General features: G+C 60.4%; 18 protein-coding genes. 4 read left to right on the forward strand and 14 right to left on the reverse strand.

Annotation, left to right across the window (positions count from 1 at the left end):
- A partial coding sequence (locus BFP89_RS04570; RefSeq protein ID WP_065884394.1) for a DUF6531 domain-containing protein occupies positions 1–3758 on the reverse strand: 3758 nt, incomplete at its 3' end.
- 235 nt (positions 3759–3993) lie between these two features.
- Here BFP89_RS04570 and BFP89_RS04575 point away from each other — a divergent pair.
- Complete coding sequence (locus BFP89_RS04575) at positions 3994–5079, forward strand: DUF1615 domain-containing protein (protein WP_065884395.1); 1086 nt, start codon at positions 3994–3996, stop codon at positions 5077–5079.
- 103 nt (positions 5080–5182) lie between these two features.
- Here the strand turns inward: BFP89_RS04575 and BFP89_RS04580 are convergent, their stop codons facing one another.
- From BFP89_RS04580 to BFP89_RS04590, 3 genes are read right to left on the reverse strand one after another with little or no spacing between them, the layout of a single operon-like run.
- Positions 5183–6364 (reverse strand): acetyl-CoA C-acetyltransferase, encoded by a 1182-nt coding sequence (locus tag BFP89_RS04580; RefSeq protein ID WP_065884396.1) that lies wholly within the window; start codon positions 6362–6364, stop codon positions 5183–5185.
- 11 nt (positions 6365–6375) lie between these two features.
- Positions 6376–7035 carry a CoA transferase subunit B gene (locus BFP89_RS04585; RefSeq protein WP_057725646.1) on the reverse strand — a complete coding sequence of 220 codons (660 nt, stop codon included), beginning with the start codon at positions 7033–7035 and terminating at the stop codon, positions 6376–6378.
- Between the two features lie 31 nt (positions 7036–7066).
- Positions 7067–7765 (reverse strand): CoA transferase subunit A, encoded by a 699-nt coding sequence (locus BFP89_RS04590; protein WP_065884397.1) that lies wholly within the window; start codon positions 7763–7765, stop codon positions 7067–7069.
- Between the two features lie 132 nt (positions 7766–7897).
- Between BFP89_RS04590 and BFP89_RS04595 the strand changes: the two genes are divergently transcribed.
- Complete coding sequence (locus BFP89_RS04595) at positions 7898–8800, forward strand: LysR family transcriptional regulator (protein ID WP_065884398.1); 903 nt, start codon at positions 7898–7900, stop codon at positions 8798–8800.
- A 57-nt stretch (positions 8801–8857) separates the two neighbouring features.
- On the opposite strand, the gene BFP89_RS04600 is transcribed toward BFP89_RS04595, so the two are convergent.
- From BFP89_RS04600 to BFP89_RS04625, 6 genes are all read right to left on the reverse strand, one after another.
- A complete protein-coding gene (locus BFP89_RS04600) occupies positions 8858–9187 on the reverse strand; it encodes a hypothetical protein (protein WP_065884399.1) in 330 nt (109 codons plus the stop codon).
- Positions 9188–9719: 532 nt separating this feature from the next.
- Complete coding sequence (locus tag BFP89_RS04605; RefSeq protein WP_065884400.1) at positions 9720–10562, reverse strand: NAD-dependent protein deacetylase; 843 nt, start codon at positions 10560–10562, stop codon at positions 9720–9722.
- 8 nt (positions 10563–10570) lie between these two features.
- Positions 10571–11011 (reverse strand): CBS domain-containing protein, encoded by a 441-nt coding sequence (locus tag BFP89_RS04610; protein WP_065884401.1) that lies wholly within the window; start codon positions 11009–11011, stop codon positions 10571–10573.
- A 131-nt stretch (positions 11012–11142) separates the two neighbouring features.
- Positions 11143–13098, reverse strand: a complete 1956-nt coding sequence (locus tag BFP89_RS04615) for a DNA topoisomerase III (RefSeq protein ID WP_065884402.1) — start codon at positions 13096–13098, stop codon at positions 11143–11145.
- A gap of 157 nt (positions 13099–13255) precedes the next feature.
- Positions 13256–14878 (reverse strand): MFS transporter, encoded by a 1623-nt coding sequence (locus BFP89_RS04620; protein ID WP_065884403.1) that lies wholly within the window; start codon positions 14876–14878, stop codon positions 13256–13258.
- Positions 14879–14943: 65 nt separating this feature from the next.
- Positions 14944–16590: a GMC family oxidoreductase gene (locus tag BFP89_RS04625; protein WP_065884404.1), complete on the reverse strand. Its 1647-nt coding sequence runs from the start codon at positions 16588–16590 to the stop codon at positions 14944–14946.
- A 129-nt stretch (positions 16591–16719) separates the two neighbouring features.
- On the opposite strand from BFP89_RS04625, the gene BFP89_RS04630 reads away from it, so the two are divergent.
- Complete coding sequence (locus BFP89_RS04630; protein ID WP_065884405.1) at positions 16720–17610, forward strand: LysR family transcriptional regulator; 891 nt, start codon at positions 16720–16722, stop codon at positions 17608–17610.
- Positions 17611–17732: 122 nt separating this feature from the next.
- Here the strand turns inward: BFP89_RS04630 and BFP89_RS04635 are convergent, their stop codons facing one another.
- Genes BFP89_RS04635 through BFP89_RS04650 form a run of 4 tightly spaced genes read right to left on the reverse strand, consistent with a single transcriptional unit; the run spans position 17733 to position 22121 of the window.
- Positions 17733–19079: a glutamine synthetase family protein gene (locus BFP89_RS04635; protein WP_065884406.1), complete on the reverse strand. Its 1347-nt coding sequence runs from the start codon at positions 19077–19079 to the stop codon at positions 17733–17735.
- 11 nt (positions 19080–19090) lie between these two features.
- On the reverse strand, positions 19091–19648 hold the full coding sequence (locus BFP89_RS04640) for a helix-turn-helix domain-containing protein (RefSeq protein ID WP_065884407.1): 558 nt from the start codon (positions 19646–19648) through the stop codon (positions 19091–19093).
- A gap of 44 nt (positions 19649–19692) precedes the next feature.
- A complete protein-coding gene (locus BFP89_RS04645; protein WP_065884408.1) occupies positions 19693–21495 on the reverse strand; it encodes a M48 family metalloprotease in 1803 nt (600 codons plus the stop codon).
- 20 nt (positions 21496–21515) lie between these two features.
- Entirely contained in the window at positions 21516–22121 is a 606-nt protein-coding gene (locus BFP89_RS04650; RefSeq protein WP_065884409.1) for a LemA family protein, read from the reverse strand.
- A gap of 217 nt (positions 22122–22338) precedes the next feature.
- Between BFP89_RS04650 and BFP89_RS04655 the strand changes: the two genes are divergently transcribed.
- A complete protein-coding gene (locus BFP89_RS04655) occupies positions 22339–22647 on the forward strand; it encodes an RcnB family protein (RefSeq protein WP_065884410.1) in 309 nt (102 codons plus the stop codon).
- The last annotated feature ends 67 nt before the right edge of the window (positions 22648–22714 follow it).

Below are 22714 nucleotides of genomic sequence, written 5' to 3' on the forward strand. Positions count from 1 at the left end.
ATCAGCCGGTGCTGGCAGTCGTAGCGGTATTCGGTGACGAGTGAATGACCTTTGCCGCGCCGTTCTCTTATTAGATTTCCAAAAGCGTCATAGTCGTAATGGTGATCGCCTTGGATCATCAGGCGATTGCCAGCCACGATATCGGGGCCCGGCCTGTCTTGCATAAGCAAATTGCCGGCGGGGTTGTGGCCGAAACGCTCCTGTACGTCTTGCGAGTGATCGGCGCGGGTCAGGCGGTTTAGCGGGTCGTAGCGGTAACGGTGTTCGCCTTTGCGGGTGTCGAGCAGGCGGGTGAGGTTGCCGGCTTTGTCGTAGTCGTATTGGCGTTGGTAAAGGTGGTTTCCTTGCTGGGTGACGGCGTGGGCGTGCAGGCGGTTTTGGTCGTCGTAGTGGTAGTGGCTGAGCAGTTGGCCTTGTTGGCGTTGGTGTTCGCGACCTGCATGGAACAGGTGGGAGGTCAGCAGTGAGCCATTTAGCTCGACGGTGGCCAGGTGGCCGCCTTTGTCGTGGTTGAAGGTCAGACAGTTATTATCCGGCAGGCGTAAATGCTGAAGTTGGCCGCAGGCGTCATAGCCATAGCGCAAGGTGCCCCAGCCCTGATGTTCAGCAGTGAGACGGTTTTGTTTGTCGTACTCGTAGGCCAGCGCCCAGTGGCCGTCTTCGACGCTGAGGAGGTTGCCCTGGCGGTCGTAGGTGTAGTCGACCGTATTGCCATCGGGGAGGGTTTTTCTTACAAGACGACCGGCGTGGTCGCGCTCGTATTGGGTAACCAGCTGACTATCGTCGTCGCCGTGTTCGGTCTTTTCCAGCAGGTTGCCGTTGAGGTCGTAGGCGTAGGCGGTGCGTTGGCCGTCGAAGCCGGTTTCCTGTCGGATCAGGCCGTTGGGGTGGTAGTCCAGTCGATAGGTTTCGCCGACTTCGTTTTCGATGGCGGTCAGCAATAATCGAGCGTTGTCGTAGCGATACTTGACCTGAGTTCCATCGGCGTTGATGCGGCGGCTGATCAGGTGCAGGCCGTCGGCGTATTCGTAGCGGGTGATGTGGCCGAGTTCGTCGCGTTCGGCGATGATTTTTCCGTAGGGGTTGTAGCTGAAGTCCCGATAGGTACCGTCGGGTTGGGTCAATTTCAGCAGGCGTCCTACAGCGTCCCATTGATACTGAGTCAGCGCGCCGTGCTCATCCTCACGCGCAACCTGCCGCCCCAGATCGTCATAGCGATAACGCTTGATGCCGCCATTCGGTAATTGCTCCTCAAGCAACTGCCCGCGCTCATTCCACACCAGCCGATGACAGCTGTTGTCGGGATACCAGACACCGGTCAGTTGCCCCCGCTTGTCGTAGCCGTAGTCGGTCGCGTTGCCCTCCGGATCAATCCTGCGGATGACATCGCCTTGCTCATTGCGCTCGTATTTCCAGACCGCCTCACCGCGTCGCACCACTCGTACGAAACCATTGTCATGCTCGTAGGATGTCGGCTCATCCTCCCCCGGAAACAGCGCGACCAAGCGTCCGGCGTCGTCGTACTGATACGCCGTCACCGCGCCCAGCGGGTCCTGCTCGACGGTCAGTCGGCCCTTGTCGTCGTAGGATTTGAAATGCCGGGCACCGTCGGGATCGATGCGCTGTACCAGTCGCGCCCGGTCGTCATGGACATACACTTCCTGGCTGCCATCGGCGTTGTGCACGTTGACGCTGCCGTCATCACCCCATACGTACCGCGTGTCCATCTGTGAAAAACTGGCCCAGTGCCGGACACAGCGTGCGGCTTTACCAGACCTTTCCCACGCCCAAAAGAAACTCGCCCCACCGGCCAACTGCCGCTCAAGAATGACGTGCTCTTCGTCGTACCGATAAGCCTCGCGTTCACCGACGGCATTGGTCGCCGACACCAGTCGTCCGGCGTCGTCGTAGGCGTAGGAAACGACGTTCTGCTCGGTCACCCACACGAAGGGTTCATGGCCTTTGGCGCGATGAACCTGGTAGTCCACCGCCACAATCCGACCCAGCACGTAGCGCAAGAGCAAAGAGCGCCCCGCGCCGTTATCCAGTCGCTCAATACGCCCCAACCGATCCCGGAAAATACGCAGCCGGTTGTCATACGCATCGCTGATCGCCGTCAGTACGCCGTCGTAAAAGTGATAGAACCGAGAAGCCTGGGCCAGCACCAACTCGCCAGAAACCGAGCCCAAATAAATAGCCGCTTCCGCCAGGCTGTTGGTAATCGCCGGTCGAGCAGCCGTCGGCAAGGGCAGGGTGGTCGAGCGATTCTCATGGTCGGTCCACACCACCGAATCGGCTGAAACCACAAGCCTGTGCGCCAGCGCATGACTCCAGCCAAACCCCAACCCGCAATCCACGTCCACCGCACTGGTGCGATACAAGCGCGTCCACTCGAACGGCAAGATGCCATCGAGCGCGCCATCGGTCAGGGTCAGCAGTTCCTCGCCGGTGACCATCGACACCGGGCAACCGTTAGTAACTGTTTTATCCGCAGATGCGGCCGCATCGCCCTTCGGGTTGGACGCCACGGCCGGCACATCATCCACCGGCTCCTGGCGGACCAATGCGGTGCGCTGCGTTTTGTTGCGCACCATCGGCACCGCGTTCGAAACCAGATGCTCGCCCGCCTTCAACGGCGCTACCGGCACTGCCTTGATCGGCGTCGCCGCGCTGCTCAGCAGCACCGGCTTGAGCGCTTCGCTATGCCCGACCAGGCGAACTTTCCCGAACTGCTCGGCTATCTGCTCCAGCCACCTGCGCACCCGGCGCGACTTGATGCCAGCCAGCACTTTCGTGCTCATGCGCAGCACAATACCCATGCCGCCCGTCGCCAGGCCCAATAACAGGTTGATGACGACCTCGGCGCCAATCTCGCCCAGCATTTCGTTCATATAGGGCGGTGGCAGCATGCGCATCCAGCTGACCAGCGCCGCCAGGTAAATGAACAGCAAAGGCTCGTCGCTCAGCACCAGCAGACCCTTGGCGAGCGTCTCGGCACTTAACGTCAGTAATTTTTCAAACTCGTCCTGGGAAAAGTAATGCAGCAGCTTTTCAGCATTGGCCAGGGGGGCTGACAGCCATTGAAATAACTGCTCTACGTCGTCCCAGATTGAGTAAAGGGAGTCGCTGAAACCTCGGGCATAGGCGCCGTACAGCGAAAGGTAGCGCTTGAGGAAGTTTGCCTCGGAGTACCCCTTCCACAGGGGTTCGAAAGTGGTTCCCCACTCACTGCGCAACCAGCCTTCCAGTGACGCAATGACCGACTGATAAGAAGCGTACAGCGCCTTGAAATGCTCTGAAGAGACGTCGGGGTAGAAACTGACTCGGTACTTCTGGTTGCGATCACACTCGGTGATTTCCAGAATGCCGCTGGGACCGATGGTCTTATGGAGTGGGTCCCCCAGCGGACCGCCGTCTGGATCGATGCGCTGCACCACGACGGGCGTGTTGCCGATCGGCACGAATCGCGAACTCTGGAACATATGCACCAGGGTCAACGTGCCGTTGGCTGTACACGTGGCGACCGTGCTGCTGGGAAAGAGGGACCGATTGATCGGCGCTACGAGCGCTACTTCTTCTCCCACCTTGAACACTTGCTCGACATTCAGTGCCGAAAAGCTGAAAAAGCTTTGAGCCCAGGTGTCGTATGGGTGCAGGCATCCCCGGAAATCGCTGAGGATGGATTCGACGTCCCGCGTCTTTGCGTCCATCGCGGCCAACACCAGGAAACCAATGGCTTGGCTGGTTGCGTCGATCATGGGTGAGCCCTGTCGATCAGGGCTTTAACTGGAAAAACCATCTGCAATCCCTCGCACTGTTTAATCAGGCGAAGGACTTTGCAGCGGTTTTCAGAGGCGGGGAGTAGAGCTTATCCGACGGTTATGTGGGAAGTTTCAGCCAGAGCCTCGCGCAGTTCGGCATACCCACGAACCCCGGTTAGACTTGCCTGTCGATATCCTCATCGCCCGACCCGCCGTTCACCAAGGAAGCCATATGTATTCAAGCCGCCTGATCCTCTGCCTTGCAACGTTACTGGTGCTGGCCGGTTGCTCCACCTCACGCGGTCCGCAGCAACCCGAGCGCAGCGAGGCCGAGGTGAAGACGCAGATCGTGCGCCTGTTGCCGGCCAAGGTCGCGGACCGCGAAGGTTGGGCTCAGGATATCTACACCGCGTTCGACACCCAGAAGATCTATCCCAGCACCGAAAACATCTGCGCCGTACTGGCGGTGACCGAGCAGGAGTCCACGTATCAGGTCGACCCACCGGTGCCGGGCATGGGCAAGATCGCCCAGGACGAAATCCTGCGGCGTGCCGGGAAGGTTCATGTGCCGGCGTTTGTCGTGCGCAGCGCCTTGCAATTGCGCTCGCCCACCGGCAAGACCTACGCCGAGCGTTTGAACGCTGCGCGCACCGAGAAGGACCTGAGCGGGATCTTCGACGATTTCATCGGCGTCGTGCCGTTGGGCAACACGCTGTTTGGCGGCTTCAACCCGGTACACACCGCCGGCCCGATGCAGGTCAGCATCGACTTTGCGCAAAAACAGGCGCGGGGTTATCCCTACACGGTAGACGGTACGATTCGCCGCGAAGTGTTCACTCGCCGTGGCGGCATGTACTTTGGTATCGCCCATCTGCTGGGCTACCCGGTCAGCTATGACCAGCCGCTGTACCGCTTTGCCGATTTCAATGCGGGTTGGTACGCCAGCCGCAATGCTGCGTTCCAGGCCGCCGTCAGCCGTGCCTCTGGCACCGAACTGGCGCTGGATGGGGATTTGATTCGCTATGGTTCGTTGCTGCCCGGCACCACTGAGCTGGCGGTGCGTTCGTTGGGGGCGAAGCTGGATATGCGCAATCCCAGCATTCGCAGTCAACTGGAGCAAGGCGAAGCGTTGGACTTCGAGGACACCACCCTCTACAAGCGCGTGTTCGCCCTGGCTGACAAGGCTGCCGGCAAACCATTGCCACGGGCAATCCTGCCGGGCATCGTGCTCAAGAGCCCGAAGATTACGCGCAATCTGACCACGGCGTGGTTTGCCAAACGTGTGGATGAGCGCTATCAGCGTTGTATGAAGCGCTGATCACGGGTGTAATGATCGTTCCCATGCTCTGCGCGGGAACGATCAATAAAGAAAAGGCCCGGTTTTCGTGGAACCGGGCCTTTTCCGTGTTGCTCTTGGATGATCAGCCGCGTTCGAGGGCGAGGGCTACGCCTTGGCCACCACCGATGCACAGTGTCGCCAAGCCTTTTTTGGCGTCGCGCTTGATCATTTCGTGCAGCAGGGTCACCAGCACGCGGCAGCCTGACGCACCAATTGGGTGGCCGATGGCGATGGCGCCGCCATTGACGTTGACCTTTTCGGCGTCCCATTCCAGCTCTTTGCCCACCGCCAGGGATTGCGCGGCGAAGGCTTCGTTGGCTTCGATCAAATCCAGGTCGCCCAGTTGCCAGCCGGCCTTGTCCAGGCAGCGGCGGGTGGCCGACACCGGGCCGATGCCCATGATTGCCGGGTCAACCCCGGCGTTGGCATAGCTGGCGATTCGTGCCAGCACGGGCAGGCCGAGGGCCTTGGCTTTGGCGGCGCTCATCAACAGCACCGCTGCGGCGCCGTCGTTAAGGCTGGAGGCGTTGCCGGCGGTGACGCTGCCGTCCTTTTTAAAGGCGGGTTTGAGCTTGGCCAGGGACTCGGCGGTGGTACCGGCACGCGGCTGTTCGTCCACGTCGAAGACCACCGGATCGCCCTTGCGCTGGGGAATCAGGATCGGTGTGATCTCATCGGCAAACCGTCCGGCTTCGAGGGCGGCGATTGCTTTTTGCTGGGACGCAGCGGCAAAGGCGTCCTGTGCCTCACGGCTGATGCCGTACTTGTCCGCCAGGTTTTCGGCGGTGATGCCCATGTGGTAGTCGTTGAACGCATCCCACAGGCCGTCGGTGATCATGCTGTCGATCATCTTGGCGTGGCCCATGCGCAAACCGGTGCGCGCGGCGGGCAATACGTACGGCGCCAGGCTCATGTTTTCCATGCCGCCGGCGATGATCACGTCCGCGTCGCCGCAACGGATCGCCTGCGCACCCAGGTGCAGGGCCTTGAGGCCCGAACCGCACACCTTGTTCAGGGTCAGGCTCGGCACGGCATGGGGCAGGCCGGCGAGAATCGAGGCCTGGCGCGCCGGGTTCTGGCCGCTGCCTGCGGTGAGTACCTGGCCGAGAATCACTTCATCGACTTCGGCCGGGTCGAGGCCAGTCTGCTCCAGCAGGCGACGAATCACCGCAGCGCCCAGTTCAGGGGCCGGGATAGTGGCCAGCGAACCCTGGAAGCTGCCCACGGCGGTGCGGGTGGCAGCAACAATCACGACGTCTTGCATGGAATCTGTCCTCACTGGAAATGCATTTCTGGAACGTGGTCCGGGACGATCAGTTTACCGGCGGTCTTGCTGACAATCTCTTCAACGCTGACGCCAGGTGCGCGTTCCTTGAGGACGAAAGCGCCATTTTCGATTTCCAGGTAGGCCAGGTCCGTCAGCACGCGCTTGATGCAGTGGGCGCCGGTCAGCGGCAGGCTGCACTGGCTGAGCAGTTTCGACTCACCGTCCTTGGACGCGTGGGTCATGATCACGATGATATTTTCCGCACCGGCCACCAGGTCCATCGCGCCGCCCATGCCCTTGACCAGCTTGCCGGGGATCATCCACGAGGCGATGTTGCCCTGGACGTCGACTTCAAAGGCGCCGAGTACGGTGAGGTCGACGTGGCCGCCGCGAATCATCGCGAAGGACTCGGCGGAGGAGAAAATCGAGGCGCCGATGCGTGCGGTGACGGTTTGTTTGCCGGCGTTGATCATGTCGGCATCAATGGTGTCTTCAGTCGGGAAGGGGCCCATGCCGAGCAGGCCATTTTCCGATTGCAGCATCACTTCCATGCCGTCGGGAATGTAGTTGGCCACCAGGGTCGGAATGCCGATGCCGAGGTTGACGTAGAAACCGTCCTGCATTTCGCGGGCGACGCGTTGAGCCATTTGTTCGCGGGTAAGCGCCATGGTTATTTCCTCTTATTGTTCTGGACGTGGATTATTTGCGGACGGTGCGCTGTTCGATGCGCTTCTCGAAGGTGCCGCAGATGATCCGGTCGACGTAGATGCCAGGGGTGTGGATCTGCGCCGGGTCCAGTTCGCCCGGTTCGACGATTTCCTCGACTTCGACCACGGTGATCTTGCCGGCGGTGGCGGCCAGCGGGTTGAAGTTCTGGGCGGTGTGACGATAGATGACGTTGCCGAAGTGGTCGGCTTTCCAGCCTTTGACGATAGCGAAGTCACCGGTGATGGACTCTTCCATCAGGTAGGGGCGGCCGTTGAATTCGCGGGTTTCCTTGCCTTCGGCGACAGGAGTGCCGACCCCGGTGGCGGTGAAGAAGGCCGGAATGCCGGCGCCGCCTGCACGCATTTTTTCCGCGAGGGTGCCCTGGGGGGTCAGCACCACTTCGATTTCGCCGCTCAGCAACTGCTTTTCGAACAGAGCGTTTTCGCCCACGTAGGAAGCGATCACCTTGCGGATCTGCTTTTCTTCCAGCAGCACGCCCAGGCCGAAACCGTCGACGCCGCAGTTGTTGGACACCACGGTCAGGTCACGGGTGCCCTTGCGCTTGATCTCATTGATGAGGTTTTCCGGAATGCCGCACAGGCCAAAACCGCCGGAGAGTACGGTCATGCCGTCTTCCAGACCTGTCAGCGCTTCTTCGTAGGACGCCACGCGCTTATCGAAACCTGCCATATGCACCTCTTTTATTGTTTGTGGGCCAGCCAATGGACCGAGTGTTGCGCTGAAGGATTGATTTGTTAAGTTGTTTTTTAAGGTTGATTGATTTAGAAAACAGCATAGTCGATCACCCTGCGAAGTAGCCTCATGACCATTAAACAAATGCGTGCCTTCCTGGCCGTGGCCCAGAGCCTGAGTTTTGCCGCTGCGTGTGAGCGTCTGCACCTGTCCCAATCGGCGCTGAGCCTGACGATCAAGGGCCTGGAAGAAGGCCTGGGCGGGCGCCTGTTCAGCCGCAATACACGCAATGTCGCGCTGACGCCCGAAGGCGAATCCCTGCTGCCGCTGGCGCGTCGATTGATTGCCGACTGGGACAACGCCGAGGACGAACTGCGCCAACGCTTCACTCTGCAACGCGGGCGTGTAACGGTGGCGGCGATGCCATCATTTGCCGGCAACCTGCTGCCACCGATCCTGAAGATATTCCGCGCGCGTTACCCTCAGGTGAACGTGACGGTGCATGACTTGATCAACGAGCAGGTGCTGGAGATGGTGCGCGACCGCCAGGTGGAACTGGGCGTGGCGTTCGAGCCGTCCGACGGTTCGTCACTGGCGTTCACGCCGTTGTACCTGGACCGGTTTATCGCCGTGGTACCGGGCGATTCGCCTTTGGCACAGGTGGCCGAGATCGACTGGAAAACGCTGCTGGAGCAACCCTTCATCACCCTCCAGCGTCCATCGACGGTGCGGGTCATGCTGGAAGAGCACTTGGGCGCCTTGCAGATGAAACTGCCCGTGGCGCTGGAAAGCCATCAATTGGCTACGGTGGGCAAGATGGTTGCCAGCGGCTTGGGCGTCAGTGCTGTACCTGCATTGTGCGCACGGCAGATGGAGGAGGCGGGCGCCCGTTGCATCACCTTGACCGGCCCGGTGATCGAGCGGCCCATTGGCGTACTGACCAAGCCTGGGCATGAACTGTCGGCAGCGGCGCAGGTGCTGTTCGATATCTTTAAAGATGAAGCGGAGAGGGGGCGGTTTCCAACTTTTTGAGTACACCACTTATAAATATGGGGACTGGCAAGCCAGCCCCCACATTAGAACAACTACTTAGTAGTAACGATCAATCACTTTAACTTGCGAGCTGTCTTTGAAAGAGGCCCAGGCATTGTTAAGTGTGTCGAATACCTGCTCGATGAAGTTGCGATCGGCCGCCGCTTTCTTGCCGACATAACCCTGGCCGCGACGGTACATCTTCAGGCGCGCCGCCAGTTCACGGTGATTGCGGTCGAACTCGGCTTCCTCGGTGTGAGGCGCTACGCAGTCAAGTTGAACTTCGCCCGATTTGCCAATCCACAGGATATGGTCGTCGAGTGTGTCTTTCTGCGCGGCAAACATCTCAGCCAGTTCATCGATAGTGGGTTGGTTGTTCAGATTCATGTGTAAGCCCCTTGACCAGTTGGCGATCTATCAATTGATTCGTTAACACTTCAAAGTTGTCTCCGGCTCAGAAAACCGGGCGTCAGTGACGGTCTGCCGAATACGGGCAGGGTCGTGAACCGATGCATGTAGTTTTGCTGATGAACCGCTACGCAACGCTTTCATAACGAAGACAAGCAGCGCTTTAGCTCCTTGTACCGTTCCCTTTCGGGGCCAGTCAGCTTCATCAATCTGCCTTGTGGGCAGTGCACATCCGGAAAAACAGCTCGGCGGTCAGACGAGCCTGTTCAAAACGCGTGTTACCAACACTCCCGATCCGGGAGACGTCTCGATAATGCAAGGACAAAAAGCTTACGTCAACGGTTATGTAGTGATTATTTTAAGGCACTACATAAATCGTTGTGGGGGCGGGGGGATGCAGGAAAAACGTGACTTGGGCGTCATTTTTCGTGCGGTGGGTCGCGTGGTAGCGTTTGGTAAGGTAAGTAAGTTGCACGGGGCGCTTGTGGGTTTTTCGCGAGCACGCTCGCTCCTACAGGCGCTCGACCAGCAGAGGTAATAATTGCTCACACTGCGCTGCGATCTTTACCTGCAGGAGCTCATCCCCGCGGGTCTTGCCCAGGTTGATGGCAATCACCGGCTTGCCCTGTTCCACCATCGCCTTGCACAGGCGAAACGCGGAATACGCCATCAGCGATGATCCCACCACCAGCAGCCCCTCGGCATCGTTCACGGCAGCCATGGCTCTGGCTGCGGTAGCAGGCGCCACGTTTTCACCAAAGAACACCACGTCCGGTTTCAGCCGTTGCCCCCCGCAGTGGGGGCAGCATGGGACCTGGAAGTGCTCCTCGAAAACAGGGTCGAGCAAGGTATCGCCGTCAGGCGCCTGCGCCGCATGGACGTGCGCAAAGTGCGGGTTGTCGATTTCCATCCGCCGCTGGATAGCGTCGCGCTCGCTACGCTGCCGGCAATCCAGGCACAGCACCCGGTGCAAGCTCCCATGCAACTCGATCACCTCGTGGCTGCCGGCCTGATCGTGCAGCGTGTCGACGTTTTGCGTGATCAGGCCACTGATGATCCCACGTTGCTGCAACGTCGCCAGGGCCTGATGCGCCCTGTTCGGCCGGGCAAGGCGCACCCGTGGCCAACCCAGCATTGCCCTGGCCCAATAACGGCGACGTGCCTGCGCGGTGGCGAGGAACTCCTGGTACATCATCGGCGCTTTGCCCCGGCGCACACCTTCGCCGTCACGGTAGTCGGGGATACCCGACGAGGTGCTGATGCCGGCACCGGTCAGCACCAGGAAGCGCTTTTCGACCATCGCCCGGTGCAGCGTGTCGAGGTGGTCTGCTTGATGTTCCAGCGTGTCGAGCATGGGATCTCCTATTCGCCGCGGATGTACTGCTCCAGCTGTTTGATCAAGGCGGCTTGCTCAGCAATGGCTTCCTTGACCAGGTCGCCGATGGACAACAGGCCGAGCAGTTTGCCGTCTTCGACGACCGGAAGGTGGCGCAGGTGACTGTCGGTCATGATGTTCATGCACGCCTCGACCGTTTTATGGGTATCTACGGTAATGACCGGGGAGCTCATTACGTCGTCTACGCGGGTGGTCACCGATGACAGCCCCTTGAGGATGAGTTTGCGGGCGTAATCGCGCTCGCTGATGATCCCCACCACTGCGCCGTCCTTGACCACCGGCAAAGCCCCGACGTTTTTCTCGGACATGCGCACCAGCGCCTCGAACACGGTGTGGTCCCACTGGATAGTGTGGACCTCCTGGTTCTTCTGGTCCTTGGCTTTGAGCAATTCTGCGACGGTTTTCATGGCGGCCACTCCGGTGTTGTTGTTAGGTAGTCAGCTATCCCCTACAGAATCCTAGACGCACTACGTCGCAGCAAGGTCCAAAGCGGCGTCAAACCCGTCGAAAAGCGTCATTCGCCGGATTTTTTTGCGTTTTAACCGGCATTTGCCGGCCTTTTTGCCCGCTTGGCGCTGGTTGTCGTCTTGCGTGGCGCGCTCTTGCGTTTGTTTTTCCATGGCGCCGCGCCTTTGATTGCCGGGCTGGCAGCGGCGGTGATGGTCATGCGCATGCCAGTGCAGCGAGCCACCTGCTTGCTCATCCACGCGGCTTGTTTGGCGACGAATTCTTCCAGACTCATTTCGCCGCTTTGCACCATATCCAGCGCCTGCTCCCAGATGGCGGTGGTGCCGGGGTCGGCGATGGCACGGGGTACGGCATCGATCAGGCTGAACGCGGCCGGAGTGGCCGACAGTGCCTTGCCGTTTTTCACCAGGTAACCTCGGTCCAGCAGGCCCTGGATGATGCCAGCGCGGGTGGCCTCGGTGCCGATGCCGGTGGTGTCCTTGAGTTTCTGCTTGAGCAGTGGGTCTTCCACCAGCTTGGCGACGTTTTTCATTGCCTTGATCAGGTCGCCTTCAGTGAAAGGCTTGGGCGGTTGGGTCCACAGGTCCTTGAGGTTGACCCTGGCCACCGCGCAGTCCTGGCCTTGCACCAGCATCGGCAAGGCTTGGGGAGCAGGAACGTCCCGACCTTTGGCGGGGGCAAGGGCTTCGGGCAATGCGCGTTTCCAGCCCGGTTCGATGATGGCCTTGCCCACTGCACGCAACGCCTGGCCTGCACAGTCGAAGTCCGCCTGGGTCCGGTCGTATTCATGGTTGGGCAGAAATTGCGCCAGGTAGCGTGCGCGTATCAGCGTGTAGACCGCGCGGTGCTTGCCGGTGAGTTGCCCGACGTCCTTGCCGGCCCCGGTGGGGATGATGCCGTGGTGGGCGCTGACCTTGGCGTCGTTCCAGGCGCGTGAGCGGCGCTGGGGATCGATATGCTGCATCAACTCGGCCACCGCTGCATCCGCGCGGCCGAGTGCGGCGAGAATCTTTGGCGCTTCGCTGTGCTGGCTCAATGGCAAATAGCCGCAATCGCTGCGCGGGTAGGTGATGACCTTGTGGGTTTCGTAGAGCGATTGGGCGATATCCAGGGTTTCCTGGGCGCCGAGGCCAAGCTTTTTGGAGCAGATTTCCTGCAGGGTGCCGAGGTCGAAGGGCAGGGGGGCGGCCTCGCGCATGCGTTCGGTGCGCAGCTTAACCAGTCGCGCATCGGCCGCGTGGTTCATGGCGTCGGCGGCGTCCCTGGCCAGTTGCGGGTTGAGGCAACGGCCCTGGTCATCGCAGGCATCGTCGGCGGCGCGCCATTGCGCGGTGAAGGTCATGCTTTGGTGGCGCAGGTCTACGTCGATGTTCCAATACGCCACGGGGATGAAATCGGCGATGCTGCGGTCACGGTCGACCACCAGGCGCAGGGTAGGGGTTTGCACGCGGCCGACCGGCAGTACGCCCTGATAGCCGGATTGACGTCCGAGCAACGTAAACAGGCGGCTCATGTTCATGCCGATCAGCCAGTCGGCACGGGAGCGGCCCAGGGCCGAGTGATACAGGTTGAAGGTGTGTGCGCCGGGCTTTAGCGCGGCCAGGGCCTTGCGGATGGAGGCATCATCGAGCGCCGACAACCACAACCGCTGGATCGGCCCTCGATAACGGCAATGTTCCACCAGCTCTCGGGCGATCATTTCACCCTCGCGGTCGGCGTCGGTCGCGATCACCAGTTCCCTGGCTTCCCCCAGAAGACGCTTGACCACCTTGAACTGGCTGGCGGTTCTGGGCTTGACCTGCATCTTCCATTTTTCCGGGACGATCGGCAGGTCGGCCAATACCCAGCGCTTGTATTTGGCGTCATAAGCGTCAGGCGGGGCGGTTTCCAACAGGTGGCCGATGCACCAGGTGACCGTGACCCCATTGCCCAGCCAGCATCCATCGCCCCGGCGACTGGCGCCGAGCACGGCCGCAATGTCCTTGGCCTGGGAGGGTTTTTCACAGAGGTACAGCTGCATGGTCATCACATCGCATCGGGTTGATGCCTTGCAGGATGCTTAGTCAAAGCGAATTGAGCAACCGTTATCTGTATGGATGTACAGCAAATTATGTAGGCACCACAGATGAATGTGGGAGGGGTGTAGCCCCCTCCCACAGGGGATGTGCAGTGCTTAAGGCAACTCAGTTATTGTCGATATCCACATGCCGGGTTTCTTTAAGACAGAACAGCCCGACGATCAGGCTCACGCCGGTCACCACCACCGGGTACCACAAGCCATAGAAGATATCCCCGGTGTACACCACCAGCGCAAACGACACGGTGGGCAGGAACCCGCCGAACCAGCCGTTACCGATATGGTAGGGCAGCGACATCGAGGTGTAGCGGATGCGTGTCGGGAACAGTTCCACCATCAGCGCCGCCAAAGGGCCGTAGCACATGGCTGCGATCAGGATCAGTGCCACGATCAGCGCCACCACCATCACCTTGTTGACCTGGGCCATGTCCGCCGAACTCGGGTAGCCGGCCAGCGTCACTGCACCACGCAAGGCCGCTTCATCAAAGCCATCGATACTGACGTCGCCCACGTTGACTTGTACCGGCGCGCCGGCTGGGGCGGCGACGGTGCTGTAGGGCAGGCCCTGCTTGACCAGGAAGGTCTTGACCTTGTCGCATGGGCTGTCAAAGCGCGCCTTGCCCACCGGGTCGAACTGGAAGGTGCAAGTGGCTGGATCGGCCAGCACGGTAATCGGTGCCTGGCGGCTCGCCTGGTCCATCGCCGGGTTGGTGTAGTGCGCCAGGCCCTTGAAGATCGGGAAGTACAGGCAGGTCGCCAGCAACAGGCCAAGCATCAGCACCGGCTTGCGCCCGACCTTGTCCGACAGCCAGCCAAACAGGATGAAGAACGGCGCGCCAATCACCACGCTGATGATCAGCAACATGTTGGCCAGGGCCGGGTCCATCTTCAGGAACTGAGTGAGGAAGAACAGCACATAAAACTGCGCCGCATAAAAGGTCACCGCCTGCCCGCCATTGATGCTGAACAGTGCGATCAGTACGACCTTGAGGTTTTCCCACTTACCGAACGAGTCGCGGATCGGCGCCTTGCTGGCCTTGCCTTCCTCTTTCATTTTCAGGAACGCGGGCGATTCGTGCAGGCTCATGCGAATCCAGGTGGAGATGCCCAGCAACACGATGGAGAACAGGAACGGGATACGCCAGCCCCATACCTCGAACTGGTCGCCGGTGAAGTAACGGCAGGCCAGCACCACCAGCAACGACAGCAACAGGCCGAGGGTGGCGGTGGATTGAATCCAGCTGGTGTGCAAGCCACGTTTGCCGGCAGGCGCATGCTCGGCCACATACGTGGCGGCGCCCCCGTATTCACCGCCCAGCGCCAGGCCTTGCAGCATGCGCAGCACGATCAGAATGATCGGTGCGGCGATGCCGATGCTGGCATAGGTCGGCAGCAGGCCCACGCAAAAGGTGGCCACGCCCATCAGAATGATGGTGACGAGGAAGGTGTACTTGCGCCCGATCATGTCGCCCAGGCGGCCGAATACCAGCGCGCCGAACGGCCGCACCACGAAGCCTGCGGCGAATGCCATCAGCGCAAAGATAAACGCCGTGGTGTCGTTGACACCGGCAAAGAACTGCTTGCTGATCACCGCCGCGAGGGCGCCGTAGAGGAAGAAGTCATACCATTCGAAAACCGTCCCGAGGGACGAGGCAAAAATGACTTTCTTCGAGTCGTTGCCGGTGCTCGCATCCATCGCCGAGCCCAGGGGTTGAGCATGTTCTGACATCGGGTAACCCTCACAGTGATTATTTATTGTTGTTCCACTGTCGGCGCCGGGTGCGGCGCCGCTATTCAGATTGCGTGAACCAGTTCTCTCTGCGGGGCGAGGCTCCTTGTGTGCGGTGAAAGGATCAACTGCGCGGCCTTCTCGGCGATCATCAGCGTCGGTGAGCAGGTGTTGCCCGAGGTAATGCGCGGCATGATCGAGGCGTCTGCGATGCGCAGGCCCGGCACGCCATGCACGCGCAGCTGTGCGTCGACCACGGCGTCCGTGTCATCGCCCATGCGGCAGGTGCCCACCGGATGGAAGATGGTCGTGCCGATGCGCGCTGCGGCTTCATGCAATTGTTCTTCGGTTTGCAGCGCGTCACCGGGCAGGTATTCCACCGGCTTGAACCGGCTCAGGGCCGGCGCGGCCACGATTCGCCGGGTCAGGCGAATGGCGTCGGCGGCCACGCGCAGGTCTTCGGGGTGGCTGAGGTAGTTGGGCTGGATCAGCGGTGCGTCCGCCGGGTTGGCCGAGCGGATATCGATGCGCCCGCGGCTGTGTGGGCGCAGGTCGCAGACCGAGGCGGTAAAGGCCGGGAACGCGTGCAGCGGTTCGCCGAAGCGCTCCAGGGACAGCGGCTGCACATGGTATTGAAGGTTGGCCGAGGTCTGCTCGGGGCCGGAGCGGGCAAATGCGCCAAGCTGGCTGGGCGCCATCGACAGCGGCCCGCTGCGGTCATACAGGTAGCGCAGGCCCATGCCCATCTTGCCCCATACGGTGCCGGCGATCTGGTTCAGGGTGCGCGCGTTTTCCAGCTTGTAGATCAGGCGCAGTTGCAGGTGGTCCTGCAGGTTGCCACCCACGCCCGGCAGTTCATGCACCACGTCGATGCCCAACGGTTTGAGCACGTGGGCCGGGCCGATACCCGAGCGTTGCAGGATGCCTGGCGAGCCCACGGCGCCGGCGCACAGCACGATTTCCCGGCAGGCTTTCCAGCTCAGTTGCTGGCCATGGCGGCGCCCGATCACGTGGGAGGCGCGGCCGTTTTCCAGTACCACGCGGTCGACCTCCACCTCGGTCAATACCGTCAGGTTGGGCCGTTGGCGGACCGGTTTGAGAAACGCCTTGGCCGCGTTCCAGCGCACCCCGGCCTTCTGGTTGACCTGGAAATAACCGCAACCTTCGTTATCGCCCTGATTGAAATCGCTGATATTGGCGATGCCGCTCTGCTCTGCTGCGTCGCGAAACGCATCGAGGATGGGCCAATGCAGGCGCTGCTGCTCGACGCGCCATTCGCCGCCGTCGCTGTGGAATGGCGAATCGCCCGCAAAATGGTTTTCGCTGTGCTTGAACAGCGGCAAGACATCATTCCAGGCCCAGCCCGGATTGCCTTGCGCCGCCCAGCCGTCATAGTCCCGGGCCTGGCCGCGCATATAGATCATGCCGTTGATGGACGAGCAACCGCCCAGTACCTTGCCGCGCGGGTAGCTCAGGGCGCGACCTTGCAGGCCGGCCTGGGCCTGGGTCTTGAAGCACCAGTCGGTGCGCGGGTTGCCGATGCAGAACAGGTAGCCGACCGGAATATGAATCCAGGCGTAGTTATCGCGACCACCGGCTTCCAGCAGCAGGACGCGATGGGCCGGGTTGGCGGACAGACGATTGGCCAGCAAGCAGCCGGCGGGGCCGGCACCGACGATCACGTAATCGTATTCAGCAGTTGCAGTGGGCATCTGGGGTCTCGCTTGTTTTTCTTATTGGCTCCATCCTAGTTGTTAGTTTTCGTCTTAAAAATGTTAGTTTTTGCCCAGCTGCTGTGCGTTTTTAAACAGCGCTGCCCACGCGTGCGCAAAGGAGGCGATATGTTCGACTGGAATGACCTGCGGTTTTTTCTCGAATTGCAGCGCAGCGGCCGCTTGCTCACCGCCGCGCAACGTTTGAAGACCACGCACGCCACGGTGGCGCGGCATATCGAGGCGATCGAAAAAAGCCTCGGTACGGCGCTGTTCGTGCAGCACGCCCAGGGTTACGAGCTGACGCCGTCCGGCGAAGCCCTGCTCAAACATGCCGAAGCCATGGAAAACGTGGCGCTGCTGGCTGAAGACGAACTGACCCATTGCGCGGCGCCCCTGGGCAAGATTCGCCTGGGGGTGGCGGAGGGCCTGGGGGTGATGTTCCTCGCCGGTCGCATGGGCGGGCTGTTTGAACGTTATCCCGGCCTGGAAGTGGAGCTGGTCGCGGTGCCGCGCTTTGTCAGCATCCTCAACCGCGAAGCGGAAATCAGCATTCACCTGGAACGCCCCAGCGTCGATCAGTTGGTGACCCGTAAACTCACCGATTACCGCCTGGCGCTGTATGCCAGCCGCACTTACCTTGCGCGTCATCCGCCGATTGAAAAACGCGAAGACCTCGCGGCCCATGCGTGGATCGATTACGTCGACGACCTGCTGTTCAGCCAGGAACTGAAATTCCTCAGCAGTTTTTGTCGCAGTCCCAAGGTGGTCTTTCACAGCACCAGCGTGATTGCCCAGCACCAGGCCGCGCGATCCGGCCTGGGGATCGCGGTATTGCCCTGTTTCATGGCGGCGGGCGATGCGCAGTTGGTGCCGTTGTTGCCGGGGGAGAGCATCCAGCGCAGTTATTGGATCAGCTCGCGGCGGGAGTTGCACAAGTCGGTGCGGTTGCGGGTGTTGTGGGATTATGTGGTGGAGTTGTGCGCGCGGGAGCAGAGCCTGCTGTTGGGCGAAAGCTGACTGACGAAACAGAATCAAAACTGTGGGAGGGGGCTTGCCCCCTCCCACATATGAACCCTGTTGTGTCAGGCAGCGCTTAGAACTTCACTGCCTGATTGCAGTGGTAGGTGGTGGTGCATTGTTCAGAGGAACCAGCGATATTCCCGCGCATGAATCTCCTGCTGGAACGCCAGGTGATCCTGGCGCTTGTTCTCGCAATACACATCGACAAATTCCGCGCCCAGCTTGTCGCGCACAACCTGCTGATGTTGCATGGCGCGCACGGCGTCGAGCATTTCCACGGGGAAATCGGTGCCGCTGCTGCGGTCTTCATTCAGCGGTGCGATAGGGTCCTGCCTGGCTTCGAGGCCATGCTCCAAACCGGCGAGGATCGCCGCCAACACCAGGTAGGGATTGGCGTCGGCGCTGGCCAGGCGATGCTCGATACGCAGGTTGCGCGGGTCTGACTCGGGGATGCGCACGCACGCATCCCGGTCTTCGAAACCCCAGCTGGCGCGGGTGGCGGCGTTGACCGTACCGCCGAGGCGGCGCAAAGCGTTGTGGTTGGGGGCGAAGATCGGCATGCAGTGGGGCAGCAACGCCAGGCAACCGGCCACGGCGTGGCGCAGCGGTTGCTGCTGGTGCGCCGCCAGCAGGTTGTTGCCCGCACCGTCATACAGGCTGACGTGCACATGCATGCCGCTGCCGGGAAACTGCAGGTAAGGCTTGGCCATGAAGCTGGCGCGGTAGCCGTGCTTGAGTGCCACGCCGCGCGTGCTGCGGCAGAACAGGGCAGCCCAGTCGGCGGCGCGCAGGCCGTCGTCGCAATGGCCGAAATTGATTTCGAACTGGCCCGGGCCGATTTCGGCGGTGATCACCGTGATATCGATGCCCTGGGCCGTGGCGGTTTGCGCCATGTCGTCCAGCACGTCGCCAAAGCGCGACAGCCGTTCGATATGCAGGGTGGGCTGGTCGTCGGCATCGTCGCTCAGCGGGTCGCGGGGGAATTGCGGCAGGCCGTTGTCGAGCTTTTTGTCGAACAGGTAGAACTCCAGCTCAAACGCCACGACCGGGTGAATGCCTTTGAGGCGCAGGCGCTCCAGCACGTTGGCCAGGACTTCGCGAGGTTCGAATTCGATCGGTGCTTCGGTGCCGTCGGAGGTGATCAGCATCTGCCCCAGCGGCTGCGACTCCCAGCTCACCGGCTTCAGCGTACCCGGCACCAGGCGCCGATTGGCGTCCGGGTCCCCGTCGTTGAAGCAGTAGTCGCCAATCTTGAACAACCCGCCCTGGGCCCCCAGCAATACGGCGTTCTGCGGCAGCTTCAAGGGGCTGCCGGCGGCGACTTTCTCGAGCATGTCCACCGGGTAGCGCTTGCCGTAGAAATGCCCCGCAATGTCCAAGGCGATCAGGTCGACGTAGCGCACGTCGGGGTGGTTCTGGCGGAAGGTCCGTACTTCCGCCAGCAAGGTTGCAGAGGGGCTTTTCACGGGTGCAGCTCCTAGTTGTAAACCCACAGCACGCGGGCGGGCAGGTCGGTCAGGTTGGCGTAGCGGCAGTGGGCGAAGCTGGCGAGATGAAAGCTATCGCCCGGGCCGAGGGTGACTGCATCGGCTTCACCTTCAACCCACAGGGTCAGCTCGCCCTCCAGCACAAAACCGGCCTGCTCGGCGCGGTCGCTCATGGTCTGTTCACCACTGTTGGCGCCGGGTGCCAACAGGCTGTCGAGCATCGAGAACGCGCCGTTCATGCTCGGCGAGACGAGGATGTCGGTGATGCCATTGGCGTAGTACACCGTGCGCCGCTCGTTGGGGCGGGTGACCCAATCCACCGCCCTGGGTTTGGGCCGGCTGTAGAAATAGGTCGTAGGGACGTCGAGGGCGTGGCTGATGGCGGTCAGGTCGGCGACGGTTGGGCGCGACAGGCCGCGCTCGACCTGGGACAGAAAACCCACCGACCGCTCGATCTTCTGCGCGAGTTGGGCGAGGGTGAGTTTCTTGTGCTTGCGCAGGTCGTGGATCAACGCGGCGAGGGTGGCGAGTTCTTCTTGAGGGCTCATGAAATATAGGTCAGATAATTTCATGAAAAATTACAGGAATTATTTCATACCGGCAATGGGGACGCTTCGTCGTCCGCAATCGGAGGTGTTTGCAGGCCTTCGGGCATCGGGCAATCGAGGATGGCGGCGATCGCGCGCGCCAACTCGATTTCTTCGGGGGTGATATGGCCGTCGTTTTCGATGCAGACCGCGACCGCTTCCATCAGGATCTCTTTATCTTCCGGTTGAAGCTGTTGCAGGCCTTTCAACGGTTTGTCGAGTGCATCCAGGCTTGCACCTTCTTTCAGTGTCTTCATTGGCGCCGTATAAAAGGGCAATACATCGCAGGCGCGGTAGTACGCCAGCTCAATCTGTGCCTGGCTTCTTTGCCCTGTGAGGGCAAGTATGCCGAGCAGCAACGTTATGTTGTCCTCCTGTTGTTCCAGTGTGGACCGGCGTTTGATTGTGGGCTTGGGCAGCACTTGTGCATCGAGTATGTTGATCAAGGCCCAGCCCCCAAAAAGGCTGCGGGAATCGACGGCAACCAGGCTCCTCATGATGTGGGTGAAGACCGTGTATTGGTCGGTTGGCAATTGTTTGAGTGCCGGAACGCACAGGTCGAACAACGACAGGCGCAGATAGCGGTCAAGCCCACGTACAGGTGCGTCCAACCCCGGCAGGAAGTGGGCGACTTGTGGATCGAGGGTTTCTTGCAGCAGCGTGAGTTGCCGGGCGCGCAGAGCCGGCTGTACGCAGAGCAGCAAGCTGTAGATCAGGGCTTGTGCGCCGGCAGGGTCGCCCGCTACCGACCAGGCCTCATAGGGGATCATGCTCTGGGTGGCTTGAGTCTGATAACGCTGTGCGGGATCCTCTTGCGTGCTGTTCAGTCCTCTGGCAGCGATGGCCACAGCGCCAAGGACTTCCCAGCGGCGACGATTCTCCTGGGCCTGTTCATCGTCGCCCATCAGGGTTTCCAGCGGAGGAACATCCGGGTACTCGCCATCCCACTCGGGATCAAGACGCCGAATACGTTTATTCAGCGGTGGGTGAGGGGAGACCAGACGCTTTCCCAGGTCTTCGTATGGCGCCGCGAAAAACATCTGAAGAAACTCTTCCGTCTCTTTACAACCAATCAATGAACCGTACTCATACCCACCGATTTTCTTCAGCGCGCTTGCCACGCTTTGCGGGTTACGCGTGAACTGGGCAGCGGCGGCGTCGGCGAGATATTTGCGCTGGCGCAGCACACGGGACATGCCCAGAAAGACCAGATAGGCCCAGCCGAGCCCAAGGAGGAGCAGATATCCGGAAAATAGCGAGAGGAAGACGATCGCAAAGTATATCCCTGTCATTCGTGCATCGCCGCGCATGTCATTGTTGTGAATCTTGCAGAGCAAGTGGGCGACGACGGCTTGTATTTCTTCACGATTGAGGATGGCCAGCGCGCCATAGGTCAAACCAATGACGGAGTCCTGCGGTGCGCGCCCCGCCGCGAAGGCATTGATGCCACGGACATTCAGGAGGTAGACCCTGGGTACCGGGCTACCCGAGGCGATTGCCATTTCCTCGACAATATCCATTAACCAACGATCATCCTCTTGGGGATTCAGACTAATCAACGTTCCACCGAGGTTTTCAGCAATGTGGCTACCACCGCCTCTGAGTTTGCGCGTGTGATACCAGCAACATAGCGCGAAGAGGCTAAATATCACCAGGCCGGCGATCAGGAGTGCATACCATCCGGCGACTCCAATGGTTGTCAAAAACAGGCTCACCAATACCGCCGGGGTCAGCAATATTATTGTGGTCAGCAATATGCGGTACACCGCATTACGCCGTGCCCGGTCCTGATGTTCAAAAAAGTTCATGCAGCCATCCGTGGCACTGATCAGGTGAAGGATACCGTCGGGACGGTTTGAATCTGTTTGCTGTCTTCAAACTCCAGCAACGTCGCGTCCGTGCCATGCCCCACGGCCTGGGCCATGAGGATCGTCGGGAATTTCTGGCGGAAAATGTTGTATTCCATCACCGCATCGTTGAAGAACTGACGGGCATACGCAATGCGGTTTTCGGTATTGGTCATTTCATCGCTCAGCTGCATCATTGTTTCTGATGCATACAGGTCCGGATAGTCCTCAAGCGAAACGTTCAGGTTATCCACGGCCGTGTTGAGCCGACTCTCATTCTTGCCCAGTTGCGCGATGGAGTGCGCACTGCCCGGTTCTGCCGCCGCGAGCTTGAGGCAGGCTGCCGCCACGTTGCGTGCTTCGGTGACAGCCACCAGTGTTCCGCGCTCATGACTCATGTAAGCCTTGGCCGTTTCCACCAGGTTGGGGATCAGGTCATGGCGCCGCTTGAGCTGCACCTCGATCTGGCTGAACGCGTTCTTGAAGCGATTTCGCAAACTGACCAGCGTGTTGTAGAGGCTGATCAGGTAGAGCGCGATCACACTGAGAACGCCAATGAAAATGACCCAGAAAACGCTGCCGAACATTGGATGTCCTTATCTGTGAAAGTGAGGTCGCAATCATAGCGGATAATGGCCATTTCCAATGGCTTGTCCAACGTTAAAAGTGCCGACCGGCCAGCTATCCGGCGGGGCCGTTGATGACGGCAACTCAAGCGTGGCGCTGGAGCAAGGTGAGCGGCTGAATGATTTCGCGCCGCTGCGGTCGGAACCTGGGTACGTCCCCTGAATTGAAGGAGCACCCATGAAGTCCAAATCCCTATTTGCCTGTGTTCTCGTTGCCGCAAGCCTGTCCACCGCGAGTTTCGTGGTGCAGGCCGGCGATACTCCTCAGGAAACCGTGCAACCTTCAAATATCAACGCCCGTGACTTGAAAGAAGGCGACCGCGCCCCGGACATGTTGATGCGCAAGGAATCCGCGGTTAAAGACTGGAAAAAACGCGGCCTCAAGCAGCCCGAAGATGAGAGCCAGTGGGCACGTGTAGGCGACAAGTACGTCCTGCTCAAGACCACCAACGGCACCATCCTTGAGATTACGCCGGTCAAGAAATAATCCTGCCGGACCACCTGCTCGCGTCATCTTTCCTGGGTTAAGGTAGCCGACCGCAATGGTCGCGTTA

It is taken from the genome of Pseudomonas sp. 31 R 17 (assembly GCF_900004915.1).
Taxonomy (GTDB): domain Bacteria; phylum Pseudomonadota; class Gammaproteobacteria; order Pseudomonadales; family Pseudomonadaceae; genus Aquipseudomonas; species Aquipseudomonas orientalis_A.

Coding starts and splice junctions, on each gene's coding strand:
- BFP89_RS04600 (WP_065884399.1), bottom strand. CDS start 9,187: ATGAATCTGAACAACCAACCCACTATCGATGAACTGGCTGAGATGTTT.
- BFP89_RS04585 (WP_057725646.1), bottom strand. CDS start 7,035: ATGGCGCTTACCCGCGAACAAATGGCTCAACGCGTCGCCCGCGAAATG.
- BFP89_RS04595 (WP_065884398.1), top strand. CDS start 7,898: ATGACCATTAAACAAATGCGTGCCTTCCTGGCCGTGGCCCAGAGCCTG.
- BFP89_RS04630 (WP_065884405.1), top strand. CDS start 16,720: ATGTTCGACTGGAATGACCTGCGGTTTTTTCTCGAATTGCAGCGCAGC.
- BFP89_RS04655 (WP_065884410.1), top strand. CDS start 22,339: ATGAAGTCCAAATCCCTATTTGCCTGTGTTCTCGTTGCCGCAAGCCTG.
- BFP89_RS04615 (WP_065884402.1), bottom strand. CDS start 13,098: ATGACCATGCAGCTGTACCTCTGTGAAAAACCCTCCCAGGCCAAGGAC.
- BFP89_RS04590 (WP_065884397.1), bottom strand. CDS start 7,765: ATGGCAGGTTTCGATAAGCGCGTGGCGTCCTACGAAGAAGCGCTGACA.
- BFP89_RS04625 (WP_065884404.1), bottom strand. CDS start 16,590: ATGCCCACTGCAACTGCTGAATACGATTACGTGATCGTCGGTGCCGGC.
- BFP89_RS04640 (WP_065884407.1), bottom strand. CDS start 19,648: ATGAGCCCTCAAGAAGAACTCGCCACCCTCGCCGCGTTGATCCACGAC.
- BFP89_RS04650 (WP_065884409.1), bottom strand. CDS start 22,121: ATGTTCGGCAGCGTTTTCTGGGTCATTTTCATTGGCGTTCTCAGTGTG.
- BFP89_RS04580 (WP_065884396.1), bottom strand. CDS start 6,364: ATGCAAGACGTCGTGATTGTTGCTGCCACCCGCACCGCCGTGGGCAGC.
- BFP89_RS04645 (WP_065884408.1), bottom strand. CDS start 21,495: ATGAACTTTTTTGAACATCAGGACCGGGCACGGCGTAATGCGGTGTAC.
- BFP89_RS04605 (WP_065884400.1), bottom strand. CDS start 10,562: ATGCTCGACACGCTGGAACATCAAGCAGACCACCTCGACACGCTGCAC.
- BFP89_RS04620 (WP_065884403.1), bottom strand. CDS start 14,878: ATGTCAGAACATGCTCAACCCCTGGGCTCGGCGATGGATGCGAGCACC.
- BFP89_RS04575 (WP_065884395.1), top strand. CDS start 3,994: ATGTATTCAAGCCGCCTGATCCTCTGCCTTGCAACGTTACTGGTGCTG.
- BFP89_RS04610 (WP_065884401.1), bottom strand. CDS start 11,011: ATGAAAACCGTCGCAGAATTGCTCAAAGCCAAGGACCAGAAGAACCAG.